At 71.2% G+C, this 20,628-nt stretch carries 13 protein-coding genes and 1 tRNA gene; 8 read left to right on the forward strand and 6 right to left on the reverse strand.

All coding sequences use genetic code 11. From position 1 onward, the window contains the following. Nucleotides 1–345: 345 nt before the first annotated feature. The 3 genes from E0504_RS04025 to E0504_RS04035 form a co-directional block, all read right to left on the reverse strand. A tRNA-Gly gene (locus tag E0504_RS04025) sits at nt 346–416 on the reverse strand. 115 nt (nt 417–531) lie between these two features. Further along, nucleotides 532–2,934 (reverse strand): glycoside hydrolase family 65 protein, encoded by a 2,403-nt coding sequence (locus tag E0504_RS04030; RefSeq protein ID WP_112105567.1) that lies wholly within the window; start codon nt 2,932–2,934, stop codon nt 532–534. After that, the gene (locus E0504_RS04035) at nt 2,931–3,752 is read right to left on the reverse strand and encodes an HAD family phosphatase (RefSeq protein ID WP_071060866.1); all 822 of its coding nucleotides are present in this window, start codon (nt 3,750–3,752) and stop codon (nt 2,931–2,933) included. The genes E0504_RS04030 and E0504_RS04035 overlap by 4 nt, the downstream gene beginning before the upstream one ends. 288 nt (nt 3,753–4,040) lie before the next feature. On the opposite strand from E0504_RS04035, the gene dcd reads away from it, so the two are divergent. After that, the gene (gene dcd, locus E0504_RS04040) at nt 4,041–4,646 is read left to right on the forward strand and encodes a dCTP deaminase (RefSeq protein ID WP_071060864.1); all 606 of its coding nucleotides are present in this window, start codon (nt 4,041–4,043) and stop codon (nt 4,644–4,646) included. Nucleotides 4,647–4,729: 83 nt separating this feature from the next. On the opposite strand, the gene E0504_RS04045 is transcribed toward dcd, so the two are convergent. Continuing rightward, nucleotides 4,730–6,952, reverse strand: coding sequence for a (Fe-S)-binding protein (locus tag E0504_RS04045; RefSeq protein ID WP_112105568.1), 2,223 nt, complete (start codon nt 6,950–6,952; stop codon nt 4,730–4,732). Nucleotides 6,953–7,772: 820 nt separating this feature from the next. On the opposite strand from E0504_RS04045, the gene E0504_RS04050 reads away from it, so the two are divergent. The 6 genes from E0504_RS04050 to clpB all read left to right on the forward strand — a co-directional run bounded on the left by E0504_RS04050 (nt 7,773) and on the right by clpB (nt 17,659). Continuing rightward, the gene (locus E0504_RS04050; RefSeq protein ID WP_071060930.1) at nt 7,773–9,062 is read left to right on the forward strand and encodes a nuclease-related domain-containing protein; all 1,290 of its coding nucleotides are present in this window, start codon (nt 7,773–7,775) and stop codon (nt 9,060–9,062) included. A gap of 928 nt (nt 9,063–9,990) precedes the next feature. Next, on the forward strand, nt 9,991–11,829 hold the full coding sequence (gene dnaK, locus E0504_RS04055) for a molecular chaperone DnaK (protein WP_012157677.1): 1,839 nt from the start codon (nt 9,991–9,993) through the stop codon (nt 11,827–11,829). After that, on the forward strand, nt 11,826–12,662 hold the full coding sequence (grpE, locus tag E0504_RS04060; protein ID WP_112108097.1) for a nucleotide exchange factor GrpE: 837 nt from the start codon (nt 11,826–11,828) through the stop codon (nt 12,660–12,662). Before dnaK ends, grpE begins: the two co-directional genes overlap by 4 nt. Nucleotides 12,663–12,833: 171 nt before the next feature. Beyond that, a complete protein-coding gene (gene dnaJ / locus E0504_RS04065) occupies nt 12,834–14,015 on the forward strand; it encodes a molecular chaperone DnaJ (protein WP_112108096.1) in 1,182 nt (393 codons plus the stop codon). Beyond that, nucleotides 14,012–14,632, forward strand: coding sequence for a heat shock protein transcriptional repressor HspR (locus E0504_RS04070; protein ID WP_112108095.1), 621 nt, complete (start codon nt 14,012–14,014; stop codon nt 14,630–14,632). Before dnaJ ends, E0504_RS04070 begins: the two co-directional genes overlap by 4 nt. Nucleotides 14,633–15,046: 414 nt before the next feature. Beyond that, entirely contained in the window at nt 15,047–17,659 is a 2,613-nt protein-coding gene (gene clpB / locus E0504_RS04075; protein WP_112108094.1) for an ATP-dependent chaperone ClpB, read from the forward strand. A 54-nt stretch (nt 17,660–17,713) separates the two neighbouring features. On the opposite strand, the gene E0504_RS04080 is transcribed toward clpB, so the two are convergent. After that, nucleotides 17,714–18,514, reverse strand: a complete 801-nt coding sequence (locus tag E0504_RS04080) for a hypothetical protein (RefSeq protein ID WP_235014468.1) — start codon at nt 18,512–18,514, stop codon at nt 17,714–17,716. Between the two features lie 291 nt (nt 18,515–18,805). Between E0504_RS04080 and E0504_RS04085 the strand changes: the two genes are divergently transcribed. Beyond that, entirely contained in the window at nt 18,806–19,726 is a 921-nt protein-coding gene (locus E0504_RS04085) for a pseudouridine-5'-phosphate glycosidase (RefSeq protein WP_071060849.1), read from the forward strand. A 20-nt stretch (nt 19,727–19,746) separates the two neighbouring features. On the opposite strand, the gene E0504_RS04090 is transcribed toward E0504_RS04085, so the two are convergent. Then, a complete protein-coding gene (locus tag E0504_RS04090) occupies nt 19,747–20,424 on the reverse strand; it encodes a hypothetical protein (protein WP_243657404.1) in 678 nt (225 codons plus the stop codon). Between the last annotated feature and the right edge of the window lie 204 nt (nt 20,425–20,628).

A 20,628-nucleotide genomic window follows, 5' to 3' on the forward strand; every position in this document is an offset into this window, starting at 1 on the left:
GAGCTGGGCGACGTAGGTCCTCGCGATGTTCGCGCACGAGGCGCCGCTCGACGCCGACAGGTTCTTCGCTGACCTCGACGCCGTCGTCGACCAGGGGCTTCCCGGTGAGTGAACGTGCCTGAACGGCTCAGCCGAAGGTAGCTCGACACGAACGATCCTGTTGAACGTGCCGCGAGGATCGGACGACTGCAGCGCACCGAGGCAGGACCCACCCCAAAGAGGGAGAACCACCCCCACCAGCCAACCAGGCCCGCCGCTCGGGGGCTTCGGGGGTCGCCCCCCGAAAAAACAACGGCCCCCCGGGAAGCCGCCCCCCAGGGGCGGCAACCACAGCGAACCGGCTCGAGCGGGCGACGGGAATCGAACCCGCGTTGCAAGCTTGGGAAGCTCGTGTTCTGCCTCTGAACTACGCCCGCATGGTGCTACCGCATCTTACTGGACTCGGGCGGCACGTGTTCCACCGCCACCCCCGGACTTCGCGCTCAGGCTGGTCCGCCCCCGGTCTGTCACCCTGGTCGGCCCACGGCCCGGTCACCCGTCGACGGGGTGGACGTCGGCCGCGCGGGTGACCTCGGTGCCGTTGCCCTGGTGCAGGAACCGCAGCGGCTCCCGGCCGGCGGGCTGCCTCGGGCGTTCCTGTGCCGGCACCGGTGGGACGTCCAGTTTGCAGGGCTGGTCGGGTGAGACGCGGACCTTCTCGCCGTGGTGCAGAATCGTGATCGCCTCGCCCTCGAGCACCGTGTAGGTGGCGGACGAGTCGACCACCTCGACGCGGAGCTGGCGGGAGCGCACGCGCAGGCCGAAGGCGAGCCGGCTGAGGCCTTCGGGCAGGCGGGGGCTGAAGGAGAGCAGCTCACCGGTGTCACGCAGCCCGCCGAAGCCCTCGACGAGCGCGATCCAGCTGCCGGCCAGCGAGGCCATGTGCAGGCCGTCGCCGGTGTTGTGCTCGATGTCCTTCAGGTCCATGAAGGCGGCTTCGCGCAGGTAGTCGTGCGCGAGGGACATGTGACCGCATTCGGCTGCCATGACGGCCTGGCAGCAGGCGGAAAGCGACGAGTCGCGGACGGTGAGCGCCTCGTAGTAGGCGAAGTTGCGCGCCTTCTGCTCGGCGGTGAACGCGTCGCCGCGGCGCTGCATCGCCAGTACCAGGTCGGCCTGTTTCACGACCTGCTTGCGGTAGAGGTCGAAGTAGGTGAAGTGGAGCAGCAGCGGATACTGCTCCGGCCTGGTCTGTTCGAAGTCCCACACCTGGTGCTCGGTGAATCCCTCGGACTGCGGGTGGACCCCGAGGCGTTTGTCGAACGGGATGAACATGTCCTCGGCGGCGTCGCGCCAGCTCGCGGCGGTCTCCGCGTCGACCCCGAAGGCCCGGGCGTGTTCGGGATGGCGCCGGACGGCGTCGGCCGCCCCGACGAGGTTCCGCTGGGCCATCAGGTTGGTGTAGACGTTGTTGTCGGCGAGCGCGGAGTACTCGTCCGGGCCGGTCACACCGTCTATGCGGAAACGGCCGGAGAGGTCGTGGTGGCCGAGGGAACGCCACAGCCGCGCCGTCTCGATGAGGATCTCCAGACCCACCTCGAGCTCGAACTGCTCGTCCTCGGTGGCCCACAGGTAGCGCAGGACGGCGTCGGCGATGTCGGCGTTGACGTGGTAGGCCGCCGTCCCGGCGGGCCAGTAGCCGGAGCATTCCTCGCCGTGGATGGTGCGCCAGGGGTAGGCCGCGCCGTCGAGGTTGAGTAGTTGGGCACGCTCGCGGGCCAGCGGGAGGATCGAGTGCCGCCAGCGCAGCGCGTCGGCGGCGGCGGCCGGCACGGTGTAGGTGAGGACGGGCAGGACGTAGCTCTCTGTGTCCCAGAAGGCGTGACCGTCGTACCCGGGGCCGGTGAGCCCCTTCGCGGGGATGGCCCGGCGCTCGGCCCGCGCGCCGGCCTGCAGGACGTGGAAGAGCGCGAACCGGACGGCCTGCTGCACCTCGGCGTCCCCGTCGACCTCGACGTCGGACCGGCGCCAGAAGTCCGCCAGATACTCGCGCTGCTCGGCGACGAGGCCGTCCCAGCCGGTCTGGCGGGCGGCGACGAGGGCGGCGGTGGCCTGGTCGCGCAGCGCCGGCAGGGAGCGCTGCTCGGACCAGCCGTAGGCGAGGAACTTGACCATCCGCAGGGTCTCGCCCGGCTTGAGGACGGCCGTCGCGGTGACCCAGCCGGTGTTGGGCTCGCTCTCCGAGGTGACACCGAGCGAACGCGGGCCGTCGAAGATGTGGTCCATCGCCGCGGCGACCCGGATGTCGCTGTGCCGGGTGCGGTGGACGAGCTCGACCATGGTCTCGCGGGCGCGGTGCCGTTCGGAGATGAGCGGCGACTCCAGGACGGCGGCGGCGCGCGGGTCGCCCCTGCGCCCCGGAAGCTGCTCGTTGGCGACCAGCTCGGACTGGATGACGACCCGCGCGGTGTCGCCCACCGGTTCGATCTCGTAGTGGATCGCGGCGGCGGAGCGCTGGGAGAAGGAGATGAGACGCTGGGTGCGGATCCTGACCCGCTGCCCGGCCGGGGAGACCCAGTCGGCCTCCCGGCGCAGCACCCCCTCGCGGAAGTCGATCGTGCGGGTGTGCGCGAGAAGGTCCCCGTAGCGGACGTCGAACGGCTCGTCGTCGACCAGCAGGCGGACGATCTTGCCGTTCGTGACGTTGATGACCGTCTGCCCGGACTCGGGGTATCCGTATCCCGCCTCGGCGTACGGAAGCGGCCGCAGCTCGTGGACGGAGTTCAGGTAGGTACCGGGCAGCCCGTGCGGATCGCCCTCGTCGAGGTTCCCGCGCATGCCCACGTGTCCGTTGGACAGCGAGAACAGCGACTCGGAGCGGGCCAGGTCGTCGATGTCGAGCCCGTGCTCGGTCAGCGACCAGGACTCGATGGGGTAGGAGGGCCTGCCGATCACGCGTCGCCCCCACCGGTGGCCGGGCCGGCAGACGCGGAGCCGCCAGACGCGGAGCCAGCGGAGGCCGGGCCGGTCGAACCTCCACCGAGCAGTTCGGCGAGGTCCTCGACCACCCGGTCGGCGCCGTTGCCGCGCAGCGCCTCGGCGTGGCCGACCCGGTCGACCCCCACCACGTAGCCGAAGCCACCGGCCCGGCCCGCCTGCACCCCGGCGATGGCGTCCTCGAAGACGGCGGCGGCGCCGGGGGCCACCCCCAGCGCCTCGGCACCGGCCAGGAAGGTGTCGGGGGCCGGCTTGCCGGCCAGGCCGCGCTCCTCGGCGACCAGGCCGTCGACCCGCGCCAGCAGCAGGTGCTCGATGCCGGCGGCCCGCACCACCTCGGCGCAGTTCGCACTGGACGACACGACCGCACGCGGCACGCCGGCACGCTCGAGCTCCTCCAGGTAGCGGACGGAGCCGGCGAACACCTCCACGCCCATCTCCTTCAGCTTCTCCAGAAGCAGGATGTTCTTCCGGGTGGCGAGCGCCTGGATCGTCATCCCGGACGGCGGGTCGCCGGGCACTCCGGGCGGGAGGTGGATGCCCCTGGAGTCCAGGAACGCGCGCACGCCGTCGGCGCGCGGGCGGCCGTCCACATGGTCGGCGTAGTCGGTGGCGATGTCGAAGGGGACGAACGGGTCACCGGACCGCCTAGCCCAGTTCTCGAGGAAGTCGTCGAACATCTCCTTCCACGCCGCGGCGTGGACGGCGGCGGTACGGGTCAGTACCCCGTCCAGGTCGAACAGGCATGCCTCGATGTGATCCGGTAGCCCCAGCATCGGTCCCCATCCTGGATCGTCGTCCGGCTGCGTCGCCAGCTCCCTCGCGCGGACCGGTTCCCTCTCCGCACGGCAGTTCCCTCCGCAGTCAGAGTGTCACCGAAGGCGATGTCCCGTGACGGCAACCTCGCACGCTTCCGGGATGCTCCTACCCGAGACACCACGACTCCCACACCGCGACGGCGGCGAAATCACCGCAGTCCGCACATCCCGCCATCAGAGGGCCGCGATGATCCACCGGGCTCGTGCCGGCAGGACGTCCAGGCGGCTGCGGTAGCGTCCACGAACGTGCTGCTGTCCGACCGGGATATCCGGGCCGAGATCACCGCCGGCCGCGTCCGGCTCGACCCCTACGACGAGGGGCTGATCCAGCCGTCCAGCGTGGACCTGCGGCTCGACCGCGCGTTCCGGGTGTTCCAGAACCACCGTTACAGCCACATCGACCCGGCCGTGGAGCAGGAGGATCTCACCGAGCTCGTGGCGCCCGAGGGCGACGAGCCGTTCGTCCTGCACCCGGGAGAGTTCGTGCTCGGGTCGACGCTGGAGGTCGTGACGCTCCCGGAGGACCTCGCCGGCCGACTCGAAGGCAAGTCGAGCCTGGGCCGGCTGGGCCTGCTGACCCATTCGACCGCCGGGTTCATCGACCCGGGCTTCTCCGGCCACGTGACGCTGGAGCTGTCGAACGTCGCGACGCTGCCCATCAAGCTCTGGCCCGGGATGAAGATCGGCCAGCTCTGTCTGTTCCGGCTGTCGACGCCGGCCGAGCACCCGTACGGCTCGGCGGTCTACGGCTCCCGGTACCAGGGTCAGCGCGGGCCGACGCCGTCCCGTGCCTACCGCGACTTCACCCGGGCGGCCGTGCCCGAGATCCCCAACGGATCACACGGCGCCTGACCGCACACACGACGACGGCCGCCCCCGAATCCCCGGGGGCGGCCGCGACGGCGTGGCTACTGCCTGATCCGCTCGCTACCGGTTCAGCTGCTCAGCGGCTCCGCTGTCGGCGTGGGCGTCGGCGCGACCAGTGAGCGGGCCAGCAGCTGCGAGACGTCGAGCACCTCGACGCTCTCCTTGGCCTCGCCGGCGAGCTTCTTCTCGGTGACGGCGTCGGAGAGCATCACGATGCAGAACGGGCAGGCCGTCGAGACCACATCGGGATCGAGGCCGAGGGCCTCCTCCATGCGGTCGACGTTGACCCGCTTTCCGATCTTCTCCTCCATCCACATCCGCGCGCCGCCGGCGCCGCAGCAGAAGCCACGGTCCTTGCAGCGGTGCATCTCCTGGCCACGGATGCCCGGGATGGCCTCGAGGATCTCCCGGGGCGGGGTGTAGACCTTGTTGTGCCGGCCGAGGAAGCACGGGTCGTGGTAGGTCACCGAGGAGTCGATCGGGGTGATCGGGACGAGCTTGCGCTCCTCGACGAGCTTGCCGAGCAGCTGCGTGTGGTGGACGACCTCGAACGTCCCGCCGAGCGAGGAGTACTCCCGGGCGAGGCTGTTGAAGCAGTGCGGGCAGGTCGCGACGATCTTCTTGACGCCCGTCTCGTTCAACAGCTCGATGTTGGCCTTCGCCATCTCCTGGTAGAGGTACTCGTTGCCGAGGCGGCGCGCCGGGTCACCGGTGCAGGACTCCTGGCTGCCGAGGATGGCGAACTCGACCCCGGCGGTGTGCAGCAGCTCGGCGAAGGAGCGCGCGACCTTCTTGGCCCGGTCCTCGATGGCGCCGGCGCAGCCGACCCAGTAGAGGTACTCGACCTCGTCCGGGATCTGCTCGCCCTCGTCGAGGATGCGCACCTCGAACGGCAGGTTGTCGGTCCACTCGGTGCGCGAGCGCGGCGAGACACCCCACGGGTTGCCGTTGTTCTCCAGGTTGCGCAGCATCACGCCGGCCTCGGACGGGAACGCCGACTCGATCATGACCTGGTAGCGGCGCATGTCGACGATGTGGTCGACGTGCTCGATGTCCACCGGGCACTGCTCGACACAGGCCCCGCAGTTGGTGCACGACCACAGGACGTCGGGGTCGATGACCCCGCCCTCCTCCGCGGTGCCGACGAGCGGGCGGTCCACCTGGGGCTGACCGGGCTCGGGGACACGGCCGAAGCCGGACTCGGGCACGTGGTGGTGCACCTTGTGCTTGCCGGAGCCGTCCTCGGACGCGCTGGCGGCCGCCTTCGTGGTCTCCTCGGCGCTCTCGCCGTCCTCGGCGTCCTTGGGCGCGAGCAGGTAGGGAGCCTTCGCGAAGAGGTGGTCCCGGAGGTCCATGATCAGGAGCTTGGGCGACAGCGGCTTGCCGGTGTTCCAGGCCGGGCACTGGCTCTGGCACCGCCCGCACTCGGTGCAGGTGGAGAAGTCGAGCATGGCCTTCCAGGAGAAGTCCTCGACCTTGCCGACCCCGACGATCGGCTCGTCCTCCTCCATCAGCTTCTCGATGTCGGGCGTGGTGCCCAGCGGGCCGAGCGCGACCGGCTCCCGCTTGAGGATGACGTTGATCGGCGCCAGGCCGATGTGCAGGTGCTTGGAGTAGACCACCAGCACCAGGAAGCCCATGATGATCGCGATGTTGAGGAGCAGGAACACCGTCTCGATGTGTTCGTTGGTGTGCTCCGAGAAGGCATCCAGCGGCAGGCTGACCAGCCAGGACGCGAACGCCCACTTGGTGTCGCCCTGCGGGTGGGTGCCCGCGTTGAACTGGGCGCCACGGGTGATCAGCAGGGTCACGATGACCAGTGTGATCATCCCGAGGATGACCCAGGCCGGGCCGATGTGGGAGCCGTAGAACCGGGACTTGCGGTCAAGCCGGGCCGGGGCGTTGCGCAGCCTGATGACCGTGAAGGTGATCAGGCCCGCGAGCACGGCGACTGCGAAGAAGTCCTCGAGGAACCCGATGGCCGCCCAGTGCCCGAACAGCGGAATGTGGAAGTCGTGGTCGAACAGGGCCCCGTACGCCTCGACGATCGTCAGGCCGAGGATGGTGAAGCCCCAGAAGGTGAAGGCGTGCGCCAGGCCGGGCACCGACCACTTGAGCAGCTTGCGCTGGCCGCCCACCTCGCTGATCTCGGTCCAGATCCGGGTCGGCAGGTCGTCGAGCCGGCCCTCCGCCGGTTGACCGGACCTGATCAGTCTGGTCAGCCAGAAGACGCGGCGGCCGGCCACCGCGAGAGCGATCAGCGTGATCGCTAGACCGATCGCGATTCTCACAGGTCCTCCATCTGTGCTATCCGGTCAGTGCTGACCGGTGTTGACCGACGACAACCGGTGCCGCCCGGCGACGCGGCGAGCCTACCCGTACCCGCCGGTAACTTCCTGAGCGCGACGGCCGCCCCACCCTTGACCATCAACGCGGAGCGTTCCGCTGCCACCGCGACCCGCGTGACGGCCATCGGGCCCACTCCGAAGCGCAAGCCTTCCCGTGACCGTACGACCCGCGACGAGCGGAGTGACCAGAGACACGTCACGATCACCGGACACGCATCACTCCCCCTCCGAAAGTCCCACAACGACACCATCCGGGGTGGCTCCCGGGGGCCATCACCTTTAGATCCCCCGCTCCCGACCCCGAACACCCCCGACCCTGCCACGACGTGGTCCGAGTGGGGCGGGATCGGGGACCTATTGGGCTGATCTTGCCCGGCGTGCCGGGGAGCCTGCTACTTTGAGTGGCAGACAACCGCCCGAACCACGACTCTCCGCACCGTCCGTTCTCGTCTGGCCACCCCACGAGCCCCAGGTGGGACCACATGGTCCAATCGCCGGGTGGCACGTGTTGTGGCACTCCGCCGGCCGGCGGCCTGTCGCTCGTGGATCATCCAGAGCGCTGATGTCAACTCTTGTGATGACCATGAGCCTCCCCGCACCATGGGTGGGTGCCTCGGTCCGGGCGGTCACGGGATCACGCCGTGACCGGGTCGGGCCAGAGGTTTCAGCCGGCCGGCTACAGCGCTGTCGCGACGACGCCCGGCGCGCTCCGGAGAACGGTCTCCAACCACGTTGACGACCCCTGCGATCCATGGTGGGCACGATGGCGACGAGCACCAGGCCGGCGACGCCCCGGGCCGGGCGGCCCGGGTTCTCCCAGCACACGGAATACCTGCGCGCGCGAGAGAACCAGGCGATGGTCCGACGCGACCGCCTGGCGCGCGAGGTGCCGCGCGCGGCCATCCGCGCCGCGGTGGTCGGCATGGGCCTCGGCCTGGTCATCGGGTTCGGGCTCGGGCTGCCCGGTCTCGGCGTGGCCGTCTTCGTGGTCCTGCTCATCGTCTGGCCCGGTGGCATCGCCGTGGCCGCCTTCGGTGTCTCGCCGGACGTCGAGACCCTGCGCGAGGCGGCCGAGGCTGAGCGCAAGACCGCCCGCGCGATCTCCCGGCTCCGCCGACACGGCTATGTGATCATGCACGACCGGGCCGTCCCCTACTCGCAGGCCACGATCGGGCACCTGCTGATCGGTCCCGGCGGCGTCATGATCCTCGGCAGCGACACCAACAAGGGCATCGTCCGCTACACCAAGGGCGGTGCCATGGTGGACGGCGAGTCGCTCAAGCCCGCGATCGACAAGACCTCATGGCTCGGCGGCGAGGTGCGCAACCAGGTCCGCGCCGCCCTGCCCACCACGAAGATCCCGGTCTACCCGGTCCTCGTGATGGTCGAGGCGAGCGTCCTGTGGAGCGACGGCGCGCTGGACGGCGTCACGATCATCAGCGTCAAGGACGTCGTCAAGTACGTCCGGAGCAAGCCCGGGCGGCTCAACCCCGGGCAGGTCCAGCAGGTCCTCGCCGCCGCCCAGCGGCTCTTCCCGCCGTACTCCTCCAACCGGCTCGCCGAGCACGTCGTCGTCGACCGCGACCAGTGGCTCACCCTGATGGACGCCCTGCGCACAATCCGCGAGCGCGGCGGCGACGCCTCCGAGATGCTCGAGCGCCTCGCCCAGATCGAAGCCGACCTCGGCCGCCAGGCCGATCTCATCGACCGCGCCGGCATGCCCCTCGCCCGGGCCGCCGACCAGCCCGACGGCCCGACCGACAGCCCACCGCCCGCTTCCGGGACGGACACGGCGACCGACGCGATCGGCCTGCTGGACGTGGACGGAACAGGCACCGCCAAGTCCCTGGAGGGACCCCCTCGAGCCCGCCCCGGCGAGGGCCGGCGCGGCCGCATCCTGGCCGCCGTCCGCCAGCCACGGGGCAGCGAGTCCATCAGCACGTCGAGCCGGCCCCGCGGGGGCGACGGCCCGACGACGGCAAAGGGCGACCAGCCCCCCGCCCCCGGCGACGACCGCGCCCACCCGCCCTCCGGGCCCGGATCCGGGTCGTAGGCCCGTCCTGCCGGCGCGTCTCGGGCAGCACGGCGACTCGAAGAACCTGACAGCCCCGCGCCCCCGACCGGCCGCACAGCCCTGATCAGCGCCACCGGCTCACGCCCGGGCTCCCACCCTCAAAGATCACCCCACAGTCCCTCCCGGGCAAAGCGTGGCGGTTGGGTGAATCCTGGCTGTCACTGAGCCGCCACACTTATATCGATCTTGATCCGAGTCGGCCTCGAGGGCCGTCCCGGCGCCTCACCGCGGCCACCGGCGCCCACCCCGGGATTCTGGATCTTGTCAGGCGATGCATGGCGACTGAGTGAGTCCTGGTGAGTCCTGGCCGTCGCTGAACCGCCGCGCTTTTCTGGATCTTGCTCCGCCGGGCGCTCCGGGGCTGTCCTGGCGCCTCCTCGCGGTGATCGGCGCCCGCCCTCAGGCCGCGCGCCCCGGAGCCCGAGGCCCCTGAAGCCCGAAGCCCCTGGAGTCCGAAACCGCAGGATGCCCGAAAACCCCGAGACGCCAAGGCCCCGGCATACCCGTGACGCCGGATGCCCCGCGACCGCGCGGAAGTCGCGACGGCACCGGCCCTGCATCAGGAGCGACGTCTCGACCACATAAGGTGATACTTGAGGTGTCCGACCCTGCAAGTCCGCCCGACGGAGCAATATTGAGTGGACAGGACTCAGGTTCGTCTGGTTATCCTAAGAGCGTCCATCCTGAGTCGACCGTACTCAAGTCGGATCCGGGCGCGGGTGCGCGCGACCGGAGCCGGGTGGCAGCGAGAGACAGCAGCGCCACAGTCGCACCACCAACATCCGCACCAACGCAGCCGCGCACACGACCGACGCTTCGGCGCAGGACGCAGTCCGGGGCTCACACCAACTAGGGCGTCCCGCCGGTCTCCACCAGGCGGGCCAGCATGATCGAGAGGCATACAGACATGGCACGAGCGGTCGGTATCGACCTCGGCACCACGAACTCCGTCGTGAGCGTGCTCGAGGGTGGAGAGCCCACGGTGATCGCCAATGCCGAGGGTTCCCGGACGACTCCGTCAGTCGTGGCCTTCGCGAAGAACGGCGAGGTGCTCGTCGGCGAGGTCGCCAAGCGGCAGGCCGTGACGAACGTCGAGCGGACCATTCGGTCGGTCAAGCGTCACATGGGCACCGACTGGAAGATGACGGTGGACTCCAAGGAGTTCACCCCCCAGGAGATCAGCGCCCGCATCCTGCAGAAGCTCAAGCGGGATGCCGAGGCCTACCTGGGTGAGTCGGTGTCCGACGCCGTCATCACCGTCCCGGCCTACTTCGACGACGCCCAGCGGCAGGCGACCACGGAGGCCGGCACCATCGCCGGTCTGAACGTCCTGCGCATCGTCAACGAGCCCACCGCGGCGGCGCTGGCCTACGGGCTGGACAAGGGTGAGAAGGAGCAGACCATCCTGGTCTTCGACCTCGGTGGCGGCACGTTCGACGTGTCCCTGCTCGAGATCGGCGACGGCGTGGTCGAGGTCAAGTCGACCTCCGGCGACACCCAGCTCGGTGGTGACGACTGGGACCAGCGCATCACCGACCACCTGATCAAGACCTTCAACGGCCAGCACGGTGTCGACCTCGGCAAGGACAAGATGGCGCTGCAGCGCCTGCGCGAGGCCGCCGAGAAGGCCAAGATCGAGCTGTCGCAGTCCACCCAGACCTCGATCAACCTGCCGTACATCACCGCGTCGGCCGAGGGCCCGTTGCACCTGGACGTCTCGCTGTCCCGGGCGGAGCTCCAGCGGATGACGCAGGACCTGATCGACCGCTGCAAGGGCCCGTTCCAGCAGGCCGTCAAGGACGCCGGCATCAAGATCAGCGACGTCGACCACGTCGTGCTCGTCGGCGGTTCGACCCGGATGCCCGCCGTCGTGGACCTCGTCCGCGAGCTGACCGGCGGCAAGGAGCCGAACAAGGGCGTCAACCCGGACGAGGTCGTCGCGGTCGGCGCGTCCCTGCAGGCCGGTGTCCTCAAGGGTGAGGTCAAGGACGTCCTGCTGCTCGACGTCACCCCGCTGTCCCTGGGTATCGAGACCAAGGGCGGCATCATGACCAAGCTGATCGAGCGGAACACGACGATCCCGACGAAGCGCTCGGAGATCTTCACCACCGCCGAGGACAGCCAGCCCTCCGTGCAGATCCAGGTCTTCCAGGGCGAGCGCGAGATGGCGGCCTACAACAAGAAGCTCGGCATGTTCGAGCTGACCGGCCTGCCCCCGGCCCCCCGCGGCATGCCGCAGATCGAGGTCACCTTCGACATCGACGCCAACGGCATCGTGCACGTGTCCGCGAAGGACCTGGGCACCGGCAAGGAGCAGTCGATGACGATCACCGGCGGCTCGGCGCTGCCGAAGGACGACATCAACCGCATGGTGCAGGACGCCGAGCAGTACGCCGAGGAGGACCGCCAGCGCCGGGAGGAGGCCGAGACCCGCAACCGCGCCGAGTCCCTCGTGTACTCGACGGAGCGGTTCCTGGCCGAGAACGGCGACAAGATCGAAGCCGGCGTGAAGTCCGACGTCGAGGAGAAGCTCAGCACGCTGCGCGGCGCGGTCGGCGGCACGGACATCGCCGCGATCCGCGAGGCGGCGGACGAGCTGACCAAGGCCAGCCAGGCCATGGGCGAGTCGATGTACGCCCAGGCCGCGGGCGCGCAGGGTGCCCCGGGCGCTCCCGGAGCCGGGGCGGGCCAGGCCGACGACGACGTGGTGGACGCCGAGATCGTCGACGAGGAGGACAAGAAGTGACCTCTGCCCACGGCGAGCACCGGCTGGACGACAGCCGGGCCGGCGGGGACGGCGGCCCGGAGGAGCCCATCGTCAAGGACAGGCGGCGCATCGACCCGGAGACCGGCCAGGTCCGTGGGACCGCCGCCGGTGCGGCCGCCCCCGGCACCGAGCCCCTGGGCCCGGCCGGGGCGGGCCCGGCCGACGCCGACTCCGAGCTGGTCGCGTCGCTGCGCGGCCAGCTGGGCGAGCGGACCGCCGACCTGCAGCGGCTCAAGGCCGAGTTCGACAACTACCGCCGGCGCGCCGCGCGCGAGCGCGACGCCGCCGGTGACCAGGCCGTCTCCAAGCTGCTCGGCGGGCTGCTCGGGGTACTCGACGACATCGGCCGCGCCCGCGACCACGGTGATCTCGAGGGGCCGTTCAAGGCCATCGCCGAGGCGCTGGAGACCGCGCTGGAGTCGACGGGCCTGGAGCGGTTCGGCGCGCCGGGCGAGGTGTTCGACCCGCACCTGCACCACGCCCTGATGCACTCGTACCGGTCGGACGTCGCCGAGACGACCTGCGTGGAGATCTTCCGGGCGGGTTACCGCCGGGGGGACTTCGTGCTCCGGGCCGCGCAGGTCGCGGTCGCGGAACCGTCCGAGGACGGCGGTGACGCGCTGTACGAGGACGGGCCGGACGCGGGCATCTCGGACCGGGTGACCGAGGTCGGGCCACCCGGGGAGTATGACGCCGCCGAGGGTCAGCCGGCCGCCGGCGCGTCTCCCGGAAGGGAGAACGCTCCCCTGCCGGACGACACCGGCAGTGTTCCGGGTCCGGACCGCGGGGGACCGACCGTCAGCGCCGACTGAAGAGATGGCCTACTGAACCATGCCGATGGACCGTTCGCGTGCCTCCCGCCCGGTGCTCAGCGCCGGGCGGGACGGCTCGTTCCGACCTGACCGGCGGCCGGCTGGCCCTCGGCGCCCGGATGCTCCCGATGCCCGCGCGCCGGGCTCTTTCATGACGGAAGGAGGGGCGCCGTGAGTGTTCGCGACATGGTTGAGAAGGACTACTACGCCGCTCTCGGTGTCCCCAAGGACGCGTCCGCGGCCGACATCAAGAAGGCGTACCGCAAGCTCGCCCGGGAGCTGCACCCGGACAAGAACCCCGGGGATGTGAAGGCGGAGGCACGCTTCAAGGAGGTGTCCGAGGCCTACGACGTCCTCTCCGACGAGAACCGCCGGCGGGAGTACGACGAGGCCCGGGCGCTGTTCGCCTCCGGCTCCCACCCGGGTGCGGGTGGGCGCGGCGGCGGCATGGGCGGGTTCGGGACGCCGGGCGGCTACGGCCCGGGTGCCGGGAACCTGAACCTCGACGACCTGCTCAACGGCAACGGCGGCGGCGGGCTCGGCGGGATCTTCGACAACCTCTTCCAGCGGTCACCGACCGGGCGCGCCCCGCGCCGCGGCACGGACATCGCGGCGGAGGTGACCATCTCGTTCGAGAAGTCGCTGACCGGCCTCGAGGCGACGGTGCGGCTGCCCGGGGCCGCCACCTGCGCCACCTGCGCCGGCATCGGGGCCCGCCCCGGGACGTCCCCCCGGACGTGCCCGGTCTGCCGGGGCCTCGGCGTGATCTCCCGGTCGCAGGGCGGGTTCGCGCTGTCCGAGCCGTGCCGCGACTGCCTGGGCAAGGGCAGCCTGATCGACCACCCCTGCCCCGACTGCCACGGCACCGGCCGCCGCGAGCGCGAGCAGCGCATCCGCATCCCGGCCGGGGTCAGCGACGGTCAGCGCCTGCGGGTACGCGGGCGCGGCTCGCCCGGCGAGCGCGGCGGCGCGGCCGGTGACCTCGAGGTCACCGTGCACGTGCAGAGCCATCCCGTGTTCGGGCGGGAGGGCCACAACCTGACGATCAACCTGCCGGTGACGATCACCGAGGCGGCCCTGGGCGCCTCGGTGAAGGTACCGACGATCGACGGCACCCCGCTGACGGTCAAGGTTCCGGCCGGCACCTCGAGCGGACGGCGGCTGCGTGCCCGCAACCGGGGCGTCCCGCGCCCCGGCGGGGAGAACGGTGACCTCATCGTGACGCTCGAGGTGACCGTTCCCAAGCCGTCCGAGCTCTCGCCCAAGGCGCGCACCGCGCTCCAGGAGTTCGCGCGGGCGCATCCCGAGGACCCTCGTGAATCCCTGATAGCCCAGATGGAGGGACGGGCATGAACGCGCGTCCGAACCGTACGTCCGATCCGCCGCGCTCCCCGCGCGGCGCGGGTGCAGGCCCCGGAACGAGGGCTGCCGGGCCGGCGGTGGGCGGGGGCCCCGCCGGCATGGTGCCGCCGTCTCCCGGCAGAAACAGCCCCATGAACGGGAGTGGCACGGTGCACGACCCCGGTGCCACCTATTACCAGCCGCCCGGCCCCGCGGCCGGCCCGGCGCACGACGACGACGCCCCGGTGTACGTGATCTCCATCGCGGCGCAGCTCGCCGGGATGCATCCCCAGACACTGCGGTCGTACGACCGGCTCGGGCTGGTGACCCCCGGCCGTACGGCGGGCCGCGGCCGGCGCTACTCCGCCCGTGACGTCGCCCTGCTGCGCGAGGTCCAGCGCCTCTCCCAGGAGGAGGGCGTCAACCTCGAGGGCATCCGGCAGATTCTGCACCTTGGTGCCCAGGTGGTCGCGTTGCAGGCGCAGGTCCGTCAGCTGGCGGAGGAGCTCGCCGAGGCCCGGGCCGACGCGGACCGCCGGGTGGCCGAGGCCCACGCCAGCCACCGGCGCGACCTCGTCCCCATCGAGCGAGGCGCGGTCGTCGTCTGGCGACCGGGCCATCGCCGCTGACCCCGACCCCACCAGACACAGAGTCCGAAGACCAGGTCCGAAGCCCGGTCCGATGCCGACGACAAGTCCGACACGGGTGCCGGTACCGGGCGCCGGTACCGGGCGCCGGGCCGGGCCGGGCCGGGCAGCGACGCGGCGTCGGTACCCGGACCGGCGCCGCGGTCGCCGGGCAGCTCATCCGGGCGCGGGCCCCGGACCCGTCCGCGTCTCCACAACAACGACACCCCGGCACCTGAAAGCCGGCCATACCGACGCATGTCCAGCAAGTTGAGTGGGAATGACTCAGGTATGCTGAGCGTTGTAGCTGGCGGGCGCGGTTCCGCGCGATGTCGCGACCACCGAACCGCGAGATCGCGTGGGACCAGTGACTGAAGACCGCACGACATCGGATCGCCTCGAGACACAGGGATCGCCATGAACGCTGACCGTCTCACCGCCCGCTCGCAGGAGGCTCTGTCCTCCGCGATCAGCCGTGCCACCGGCGACGGATCGCCGCTCGTCGACCCGCTGCATCTGCTGACCGCCCTGCTCGAGGCGCCCGACGGTGTCGGTGCCGCCCTGCTGGAGGCCGTCGGCGCCCCGGCGGCGGACATCCGCTCCCGGGCGGAGGCCGCGGTGGGCCGGCTCCCCCGCGCCGCCGGGGCCAACGTGGCGCCGCCGCAGCTGTCCCGGCAGCTCGTCGCCGTCCTGAACAACGCCGAGCGCCAGGCCGCCCGACTCGGCGACGAGTACACCTCGGTCGAGCACCTGGTCGTGGCGCTCGCGGAGGAGGGCGGGGAGGCGTCCCGCATCCTCGCCGAGGCGGGCGCGACCCCGGACGCCCTGCGCGGCGCGTTCGACCGCGTCCGCGGCGGCGCCCGCCGCGTCACCAGCAGGGATCCCGAGGGGGCCTACCGGGCGCTCGAGAAGTACTCCATCGACCTCACCGCGCGGGCCCGCGACGGCAAGCTCGACCCGGTGATCGGCCGCGACACCGAGATCCGCCGGGTCGTGCAGGTGCTCTCCCGGCGCACGAAGAACAACCCCGTCCTGATCGGCGACCCCGGCGTCGGCAAGACGGCGATCGTCGAGGGGCTCGCGCTGCGGGTGGCCGCGGGCGACGTCCCGGAGTCGCTGCGCGGCCGGCGGATCGTCTCGCTCGACCTCGGCTCGATGGTCGCCGGCTCCAAGCTGCGCGGTGAGTTCGAGGAGCGGCTGACCTCGGTGCTCACCGAGATCCGCGAGGCCGAGGGCCAGATCATCACCTTCATCGACGAGCTGCACACCGTCGTCGGCGCCGGCGCGGCCGAGGGCGCGATGGACGCCGGCAACATGCTCAAGCCGATGCTCGCCCGCGGTGAACTGCGCATGATCGGCGCGACGACGCTGGACGAGTACCGCACCCGCATCGAGAAGGACCCGGCACTGGAGCGCCGCTTCCAGCCCGTGATGGTCGGGGAGCCGTCCGTGGAGGACACGATCGGCATCCTGCGCGGACTCAAGGAGCGTTACGAGGTCCACCACGGGGTGCGGATCACCGACTCGGCGCTGGTGGCCGCGGCCACCCTGTCCGACCGGTACGTCACCGCCCGGTTCCTCCCCGACAAGGCGATCGACCTGATGGATGAGGCGGCGTCCCGGCTACGGATGGAGATCGACAGCCGGCCGGTCGCCGTCGACGAGCTCGAGCGGGCCGTGCGCCGTCTCGAGATCGAGGACATGGCACTCTCGAAGGAGAACGACGACGCGTCCCGGGAACGGCGCGACCGGCTGCAGCGCGAGCTGGCGGAGAAGCGCGAGGAGCTCTCCGCGCTGACCGCGCGGTGGCAGCGGGAGAAGAACTCCATCTCCGAGGTCCAGAAGATCAAGGAGGAGCTGGAGAACGCCCGCCGCGCCGCCGAGATGGCCGAGCGCGACCTCGACCTCGCCAAGGCCGGTGAGCTGCGGTACGGAACGATCCCGACGCTGGAGAAGCGGCTCGCCGAGGCGACCGGCGCGCTCGCCGGATCGGACTCGCCCGGCGGAGCGATGCTCAGCGAGGAGGTCGGTCCCGACGACGTCGCCGAGGTCGTCGCGTCGTGGACGGGCATCCCCGCCGGTCGCATGCTCGAGGGCGAGACGAGCAAGCTCCTGCGCATGGAGACGGAGCTGCACCGTCGCGTGATCGGGCAGGACGAGGCCGTGCGCACCGTGGCGGACGCCGTCCGCCGCGCGCGGGCCGGCATCGCCGACCCGGACCGGCCGACCGGTTCGTTCCTCTTCCTCGGGCCGACGGGTGTGGGCAAGACGGAGCTGGCCAAGGCGCTCGCCGACTTCCTGTTCGACGACGAGCGGGCGGTAGTGCGCATCGACATGAGCGAGTACGCCGAGAAGCACTCGGTGGCGCGGCTGATCGGCGCGCCTCCCGGCTACGTCGGCTTCGAGTCCGGCGGCCAGCTCACCGAGGCGATCCGGCGCCGCCCGTACAGCGTGATCCTGCTCGACGAGGTCGAGAAGGCGCACCCGGACGTCTTCGACGTGCTGCTCGCCGTGCTCGACGACGGCCGGCTGACCGACGGCCAGGGCCGCACGGTCGACTTCCGGAACACCATCCTGATCCTGACCTCGAACCTGGGGTCGGTCTACATCGCCGACCCGACCCTGCCCCCGCAGGTCCGCCACGATTCGGTGATGGTCGCCGTGCGCGACGCCTTCAAGCCGGAGTTCCTGAACCGGCTCGACGACGTGCTGGTCTTCGAGCAGCTCGGCCGGGACGATCTGACGAAGATCGTCGACATCCAGATCGACCGGCTGCGCAGGCGGCTGGCCGACCGCCGGATCTCCCTCGAGGTGACCGACGCCGCCAAGGTCTGGCTCGCGGACGCCGGCTACGACCCGGTGTACGGGGCGCGGCCGCTGCGCCGCCTGGTGCAGACCTCGATCGGCGACCAGCTCGCCCGCGAGCTGCTGGCCGGCCAGATCAGGGACGGCGACGGGGTCGTGGTCGACGTGGACGGGCAGCGCTCGGCGCTGAGCGTCCACTCCACGGCCCGCGCGCAGGCCATCTGAGCACGCGCGGCCGGGGCTGGCCGGGGCCGGTCGGCCCCGGCCGGTGCGGGGCCGTCACTGGGCGGCGATCTTGCGTTCCACCTGGCCGGTCAGTGTGGCGAGCAGGGCCGGATCCGCCGGCTGGAACGGGGTGACCAGGCTGATCGTCCCCTCCGCCCGACCGGTGAAGATCATGATCAGGTCGACGTAGGTGCGGAAGCTCTGCTGCTGCGCGGTGACGATGTCGATGGTGACCGTGATCCGGTCGGTCGCCCCGGGCGGCGGCGGTACCGTCTCCGTGCCGATCAGGGTGGCCCCGAGCTCGTCGGAGTCGAGCTCGTCGACGAGGGCCCGCCCGTAACACCCGGCGAAGCGGTCGAGCCGGACGATCTCCCGATGCCCCGCGACGGTGGCGGTGTCCGCGTAGACCGACGCGAAGGAGCGGAGATCTGCCCCGCTGGTGTCGTGGGTGAAGACGGGGCCGTCGGCGTCACCGGTCGACGAGGCGCCGATCTGCGCGTCGGTCGCCTCGGCGCACGTCGCCACCGCGCCGTCGAACATCGACGACGGTGCGCTGGCGACCGAGTTGGGGCCGCTCGCCGGCTGCGGCGGGTCCTGGCTGAATCCCGCGGTCTCCGGGCCGGCGGTGAGCACGAAGTCCGCCGCCGTCAGCGGCGACGGCGCTGGTGACGGCGTCCGCCGGCCGCCCGCGCCGTTGGTCCCGCCCCGGTTGACGTCCTCGACGCCGACGTCGGCCTCGGTCGAGTCGCTGCGCCGGTCCGCCCCGCGGGTCCGGGTGGAGCTCCCGCCGGTACAGGCGGTCGCGACGACGAGCAGCGCCAGCAGGCCGACGCCGGCCCGCAGGGCCATCGACATCCCGGGAATCCACGGCCGCCGGCCGGGGGCTCCCGCACGCGGTATTTCCGTTGATTTCATCGCTCTCACAACAAGAAGGGTACGTCGAGTCATCGCTGCGGATAACCCGTTAATACTGTCCGTCCAACGACAAGAAACCCTGCCCCGACCGCCGACGAATGGCTATCCGTATACAGAGTTTCGTATCGTGCAGCGTTGACGTCCACCGGCGACGACCCCCGCGAACCGCGAGCGGTGACCATCAGGCACCGAGCGGTCGGTGGTGCGCGGCACTACGCCTAGAGTTGGCGGATGATTTCACCCGGTCCGGGCCTGGCCGTCTCCGCCGAGGTCTCGGCGGCGCTGACTGCCGGCCGGCCGGTGGTCGCCCTGGAGTCGACGCTGATCGCCCACGGCCTGCCGCGCCCGCGCAACCGCGCGGTCGCCGTGGAACTGGAGGAGATGCTGCGCGAACGCGGCGTCACCCCCGCGACGGTCGCAGTGATCGACGGAGTGCCCACCATCGGCCTGGACGACGCCACGCTCAGCCGCGTCGCCGACGACCCGGCGGTGGCCAAGGCGTCCGTGCGCGACCTGCCCGCCGCCGCCGCGCTGAGGCGCACCTGCGCAACCACGGTCGCGTCCACGTCGATGCTGGCCGCCCGTGCGGGCATCCGGGTGTTCGCGACGGGTGGGCTCGGCGGCGTGCACCGCGGGGCGGGCGAGTCCTTCGACGAGTCCGCCGACCTGCCGACGCTGGGCGGCACCCCGATCACCGTCGTCAGCGCCGGCGTCAAGTCGATCCTGGACGTCGGCGCGACCCTCGAGCGGATGGAGACCCTCGGGATCACGCTGCTGGGCTGGCGCACCTCGGAGTTCCCGGGTTTCTACCTCCCGGGCTCCGGCCACCGTCTGGACTGGCGGGTGGACGACGCCCGGCAGGTGGCTGGCACCATGGCGGCCCGCGACCGCCTCGGGCTGACGTCCGCGATCGTGGTCGCGAACCCGGTGCCGCGCGAGCAGGCGCTCGACCCCGGCGTCCATGACCGGGTGCTCGCCGAGGCGCTGCGCCGCGCCGAGGCGGGTGGGCTGCGCGGGAAGGCCGTCACGCCGTTCCTGCTGGAGACCTTCCACACCGAGACCGCCGGCGCGAGCCTGGAAGTGAATGTCGCCGTAGTACGGAGCAATGTGGCGGTCGCGGCCGAGATCGCGACCGCCTGGACCGCCGGCTGACCACTGGGCCAGCCGCGGGATTACTGGATCTGGAGCTTTCCGGAAATCTGGTCGGCGATACGCTGCAGATGGACCTGCGGCGGGGTGTTGTCGACGTTCGCGTAGTTGACCACAACCTCGACCTGCCCCTCGAAGAAGAACACGTTGTCCAGGACCAGGCCCACGGTCTCGCCGCCGGCCGTCACACCCATGGAAATGCGCAGTAGCCCGCTCGCCCCCGCGGGCGGGGCCGGAGACTCGGCGGCGACGATCTCGACCGTGGCCCCGCTGCCGGTGTCGGCGTCGAACTCCGCCTGCATTGTCTGGCCGAAGCATTCGGCGAACCGCGGATTGTTCAGGATCTCCAGGTCGGCGGCGACCTTTTCCTCGGTCACGATCTGCGCCGAGGACGACATCGTCACGAACTCGTCGACGTCGCTGGTGAAGTCCGGGCCGTCGGCGGTGTCCAGGTGCTCGTCGCTGAACTGCTCGGCGGGTACGCCGAGGCACTGCGCCACCTGGACCATGGTCAGGTCGTCGGAGTTCGACTGCGGGTCCGCGGGAGAGGCGGTGAACCCGGCCGTGATCGCGCCCTCGGTGAGCACGTAGTCCTCGGCTCGCAGCGTGGGCTCGGCCGGGGTCCGGGAGACGACCGGTGCCTGCGACGGGCCGGGCGGCGCGGAGGTCGCCGCGGGCACGATGCCCGCCGCGGCCGGCACTCGCCGGTCCGCTCCGCCACGGCCGCGACGACCTCGGCGACTGCCGCGACCGCCGCGGCCTCCACGATCCCGAATTCCGCACGTCCATCGTTGAACCCCCAAGAATGGCGGCCCGAGTCGAGTAGTCGGACCGTGAATTCCGCGTCATTGCGGTTGCCCGCCGCATTGACGGCCCCATCCACGATGCCGCATAAGTACGACTGC

It is taken from the genome of Parafrankia sp. BMG5.11, from assembly GCF_004337455.1.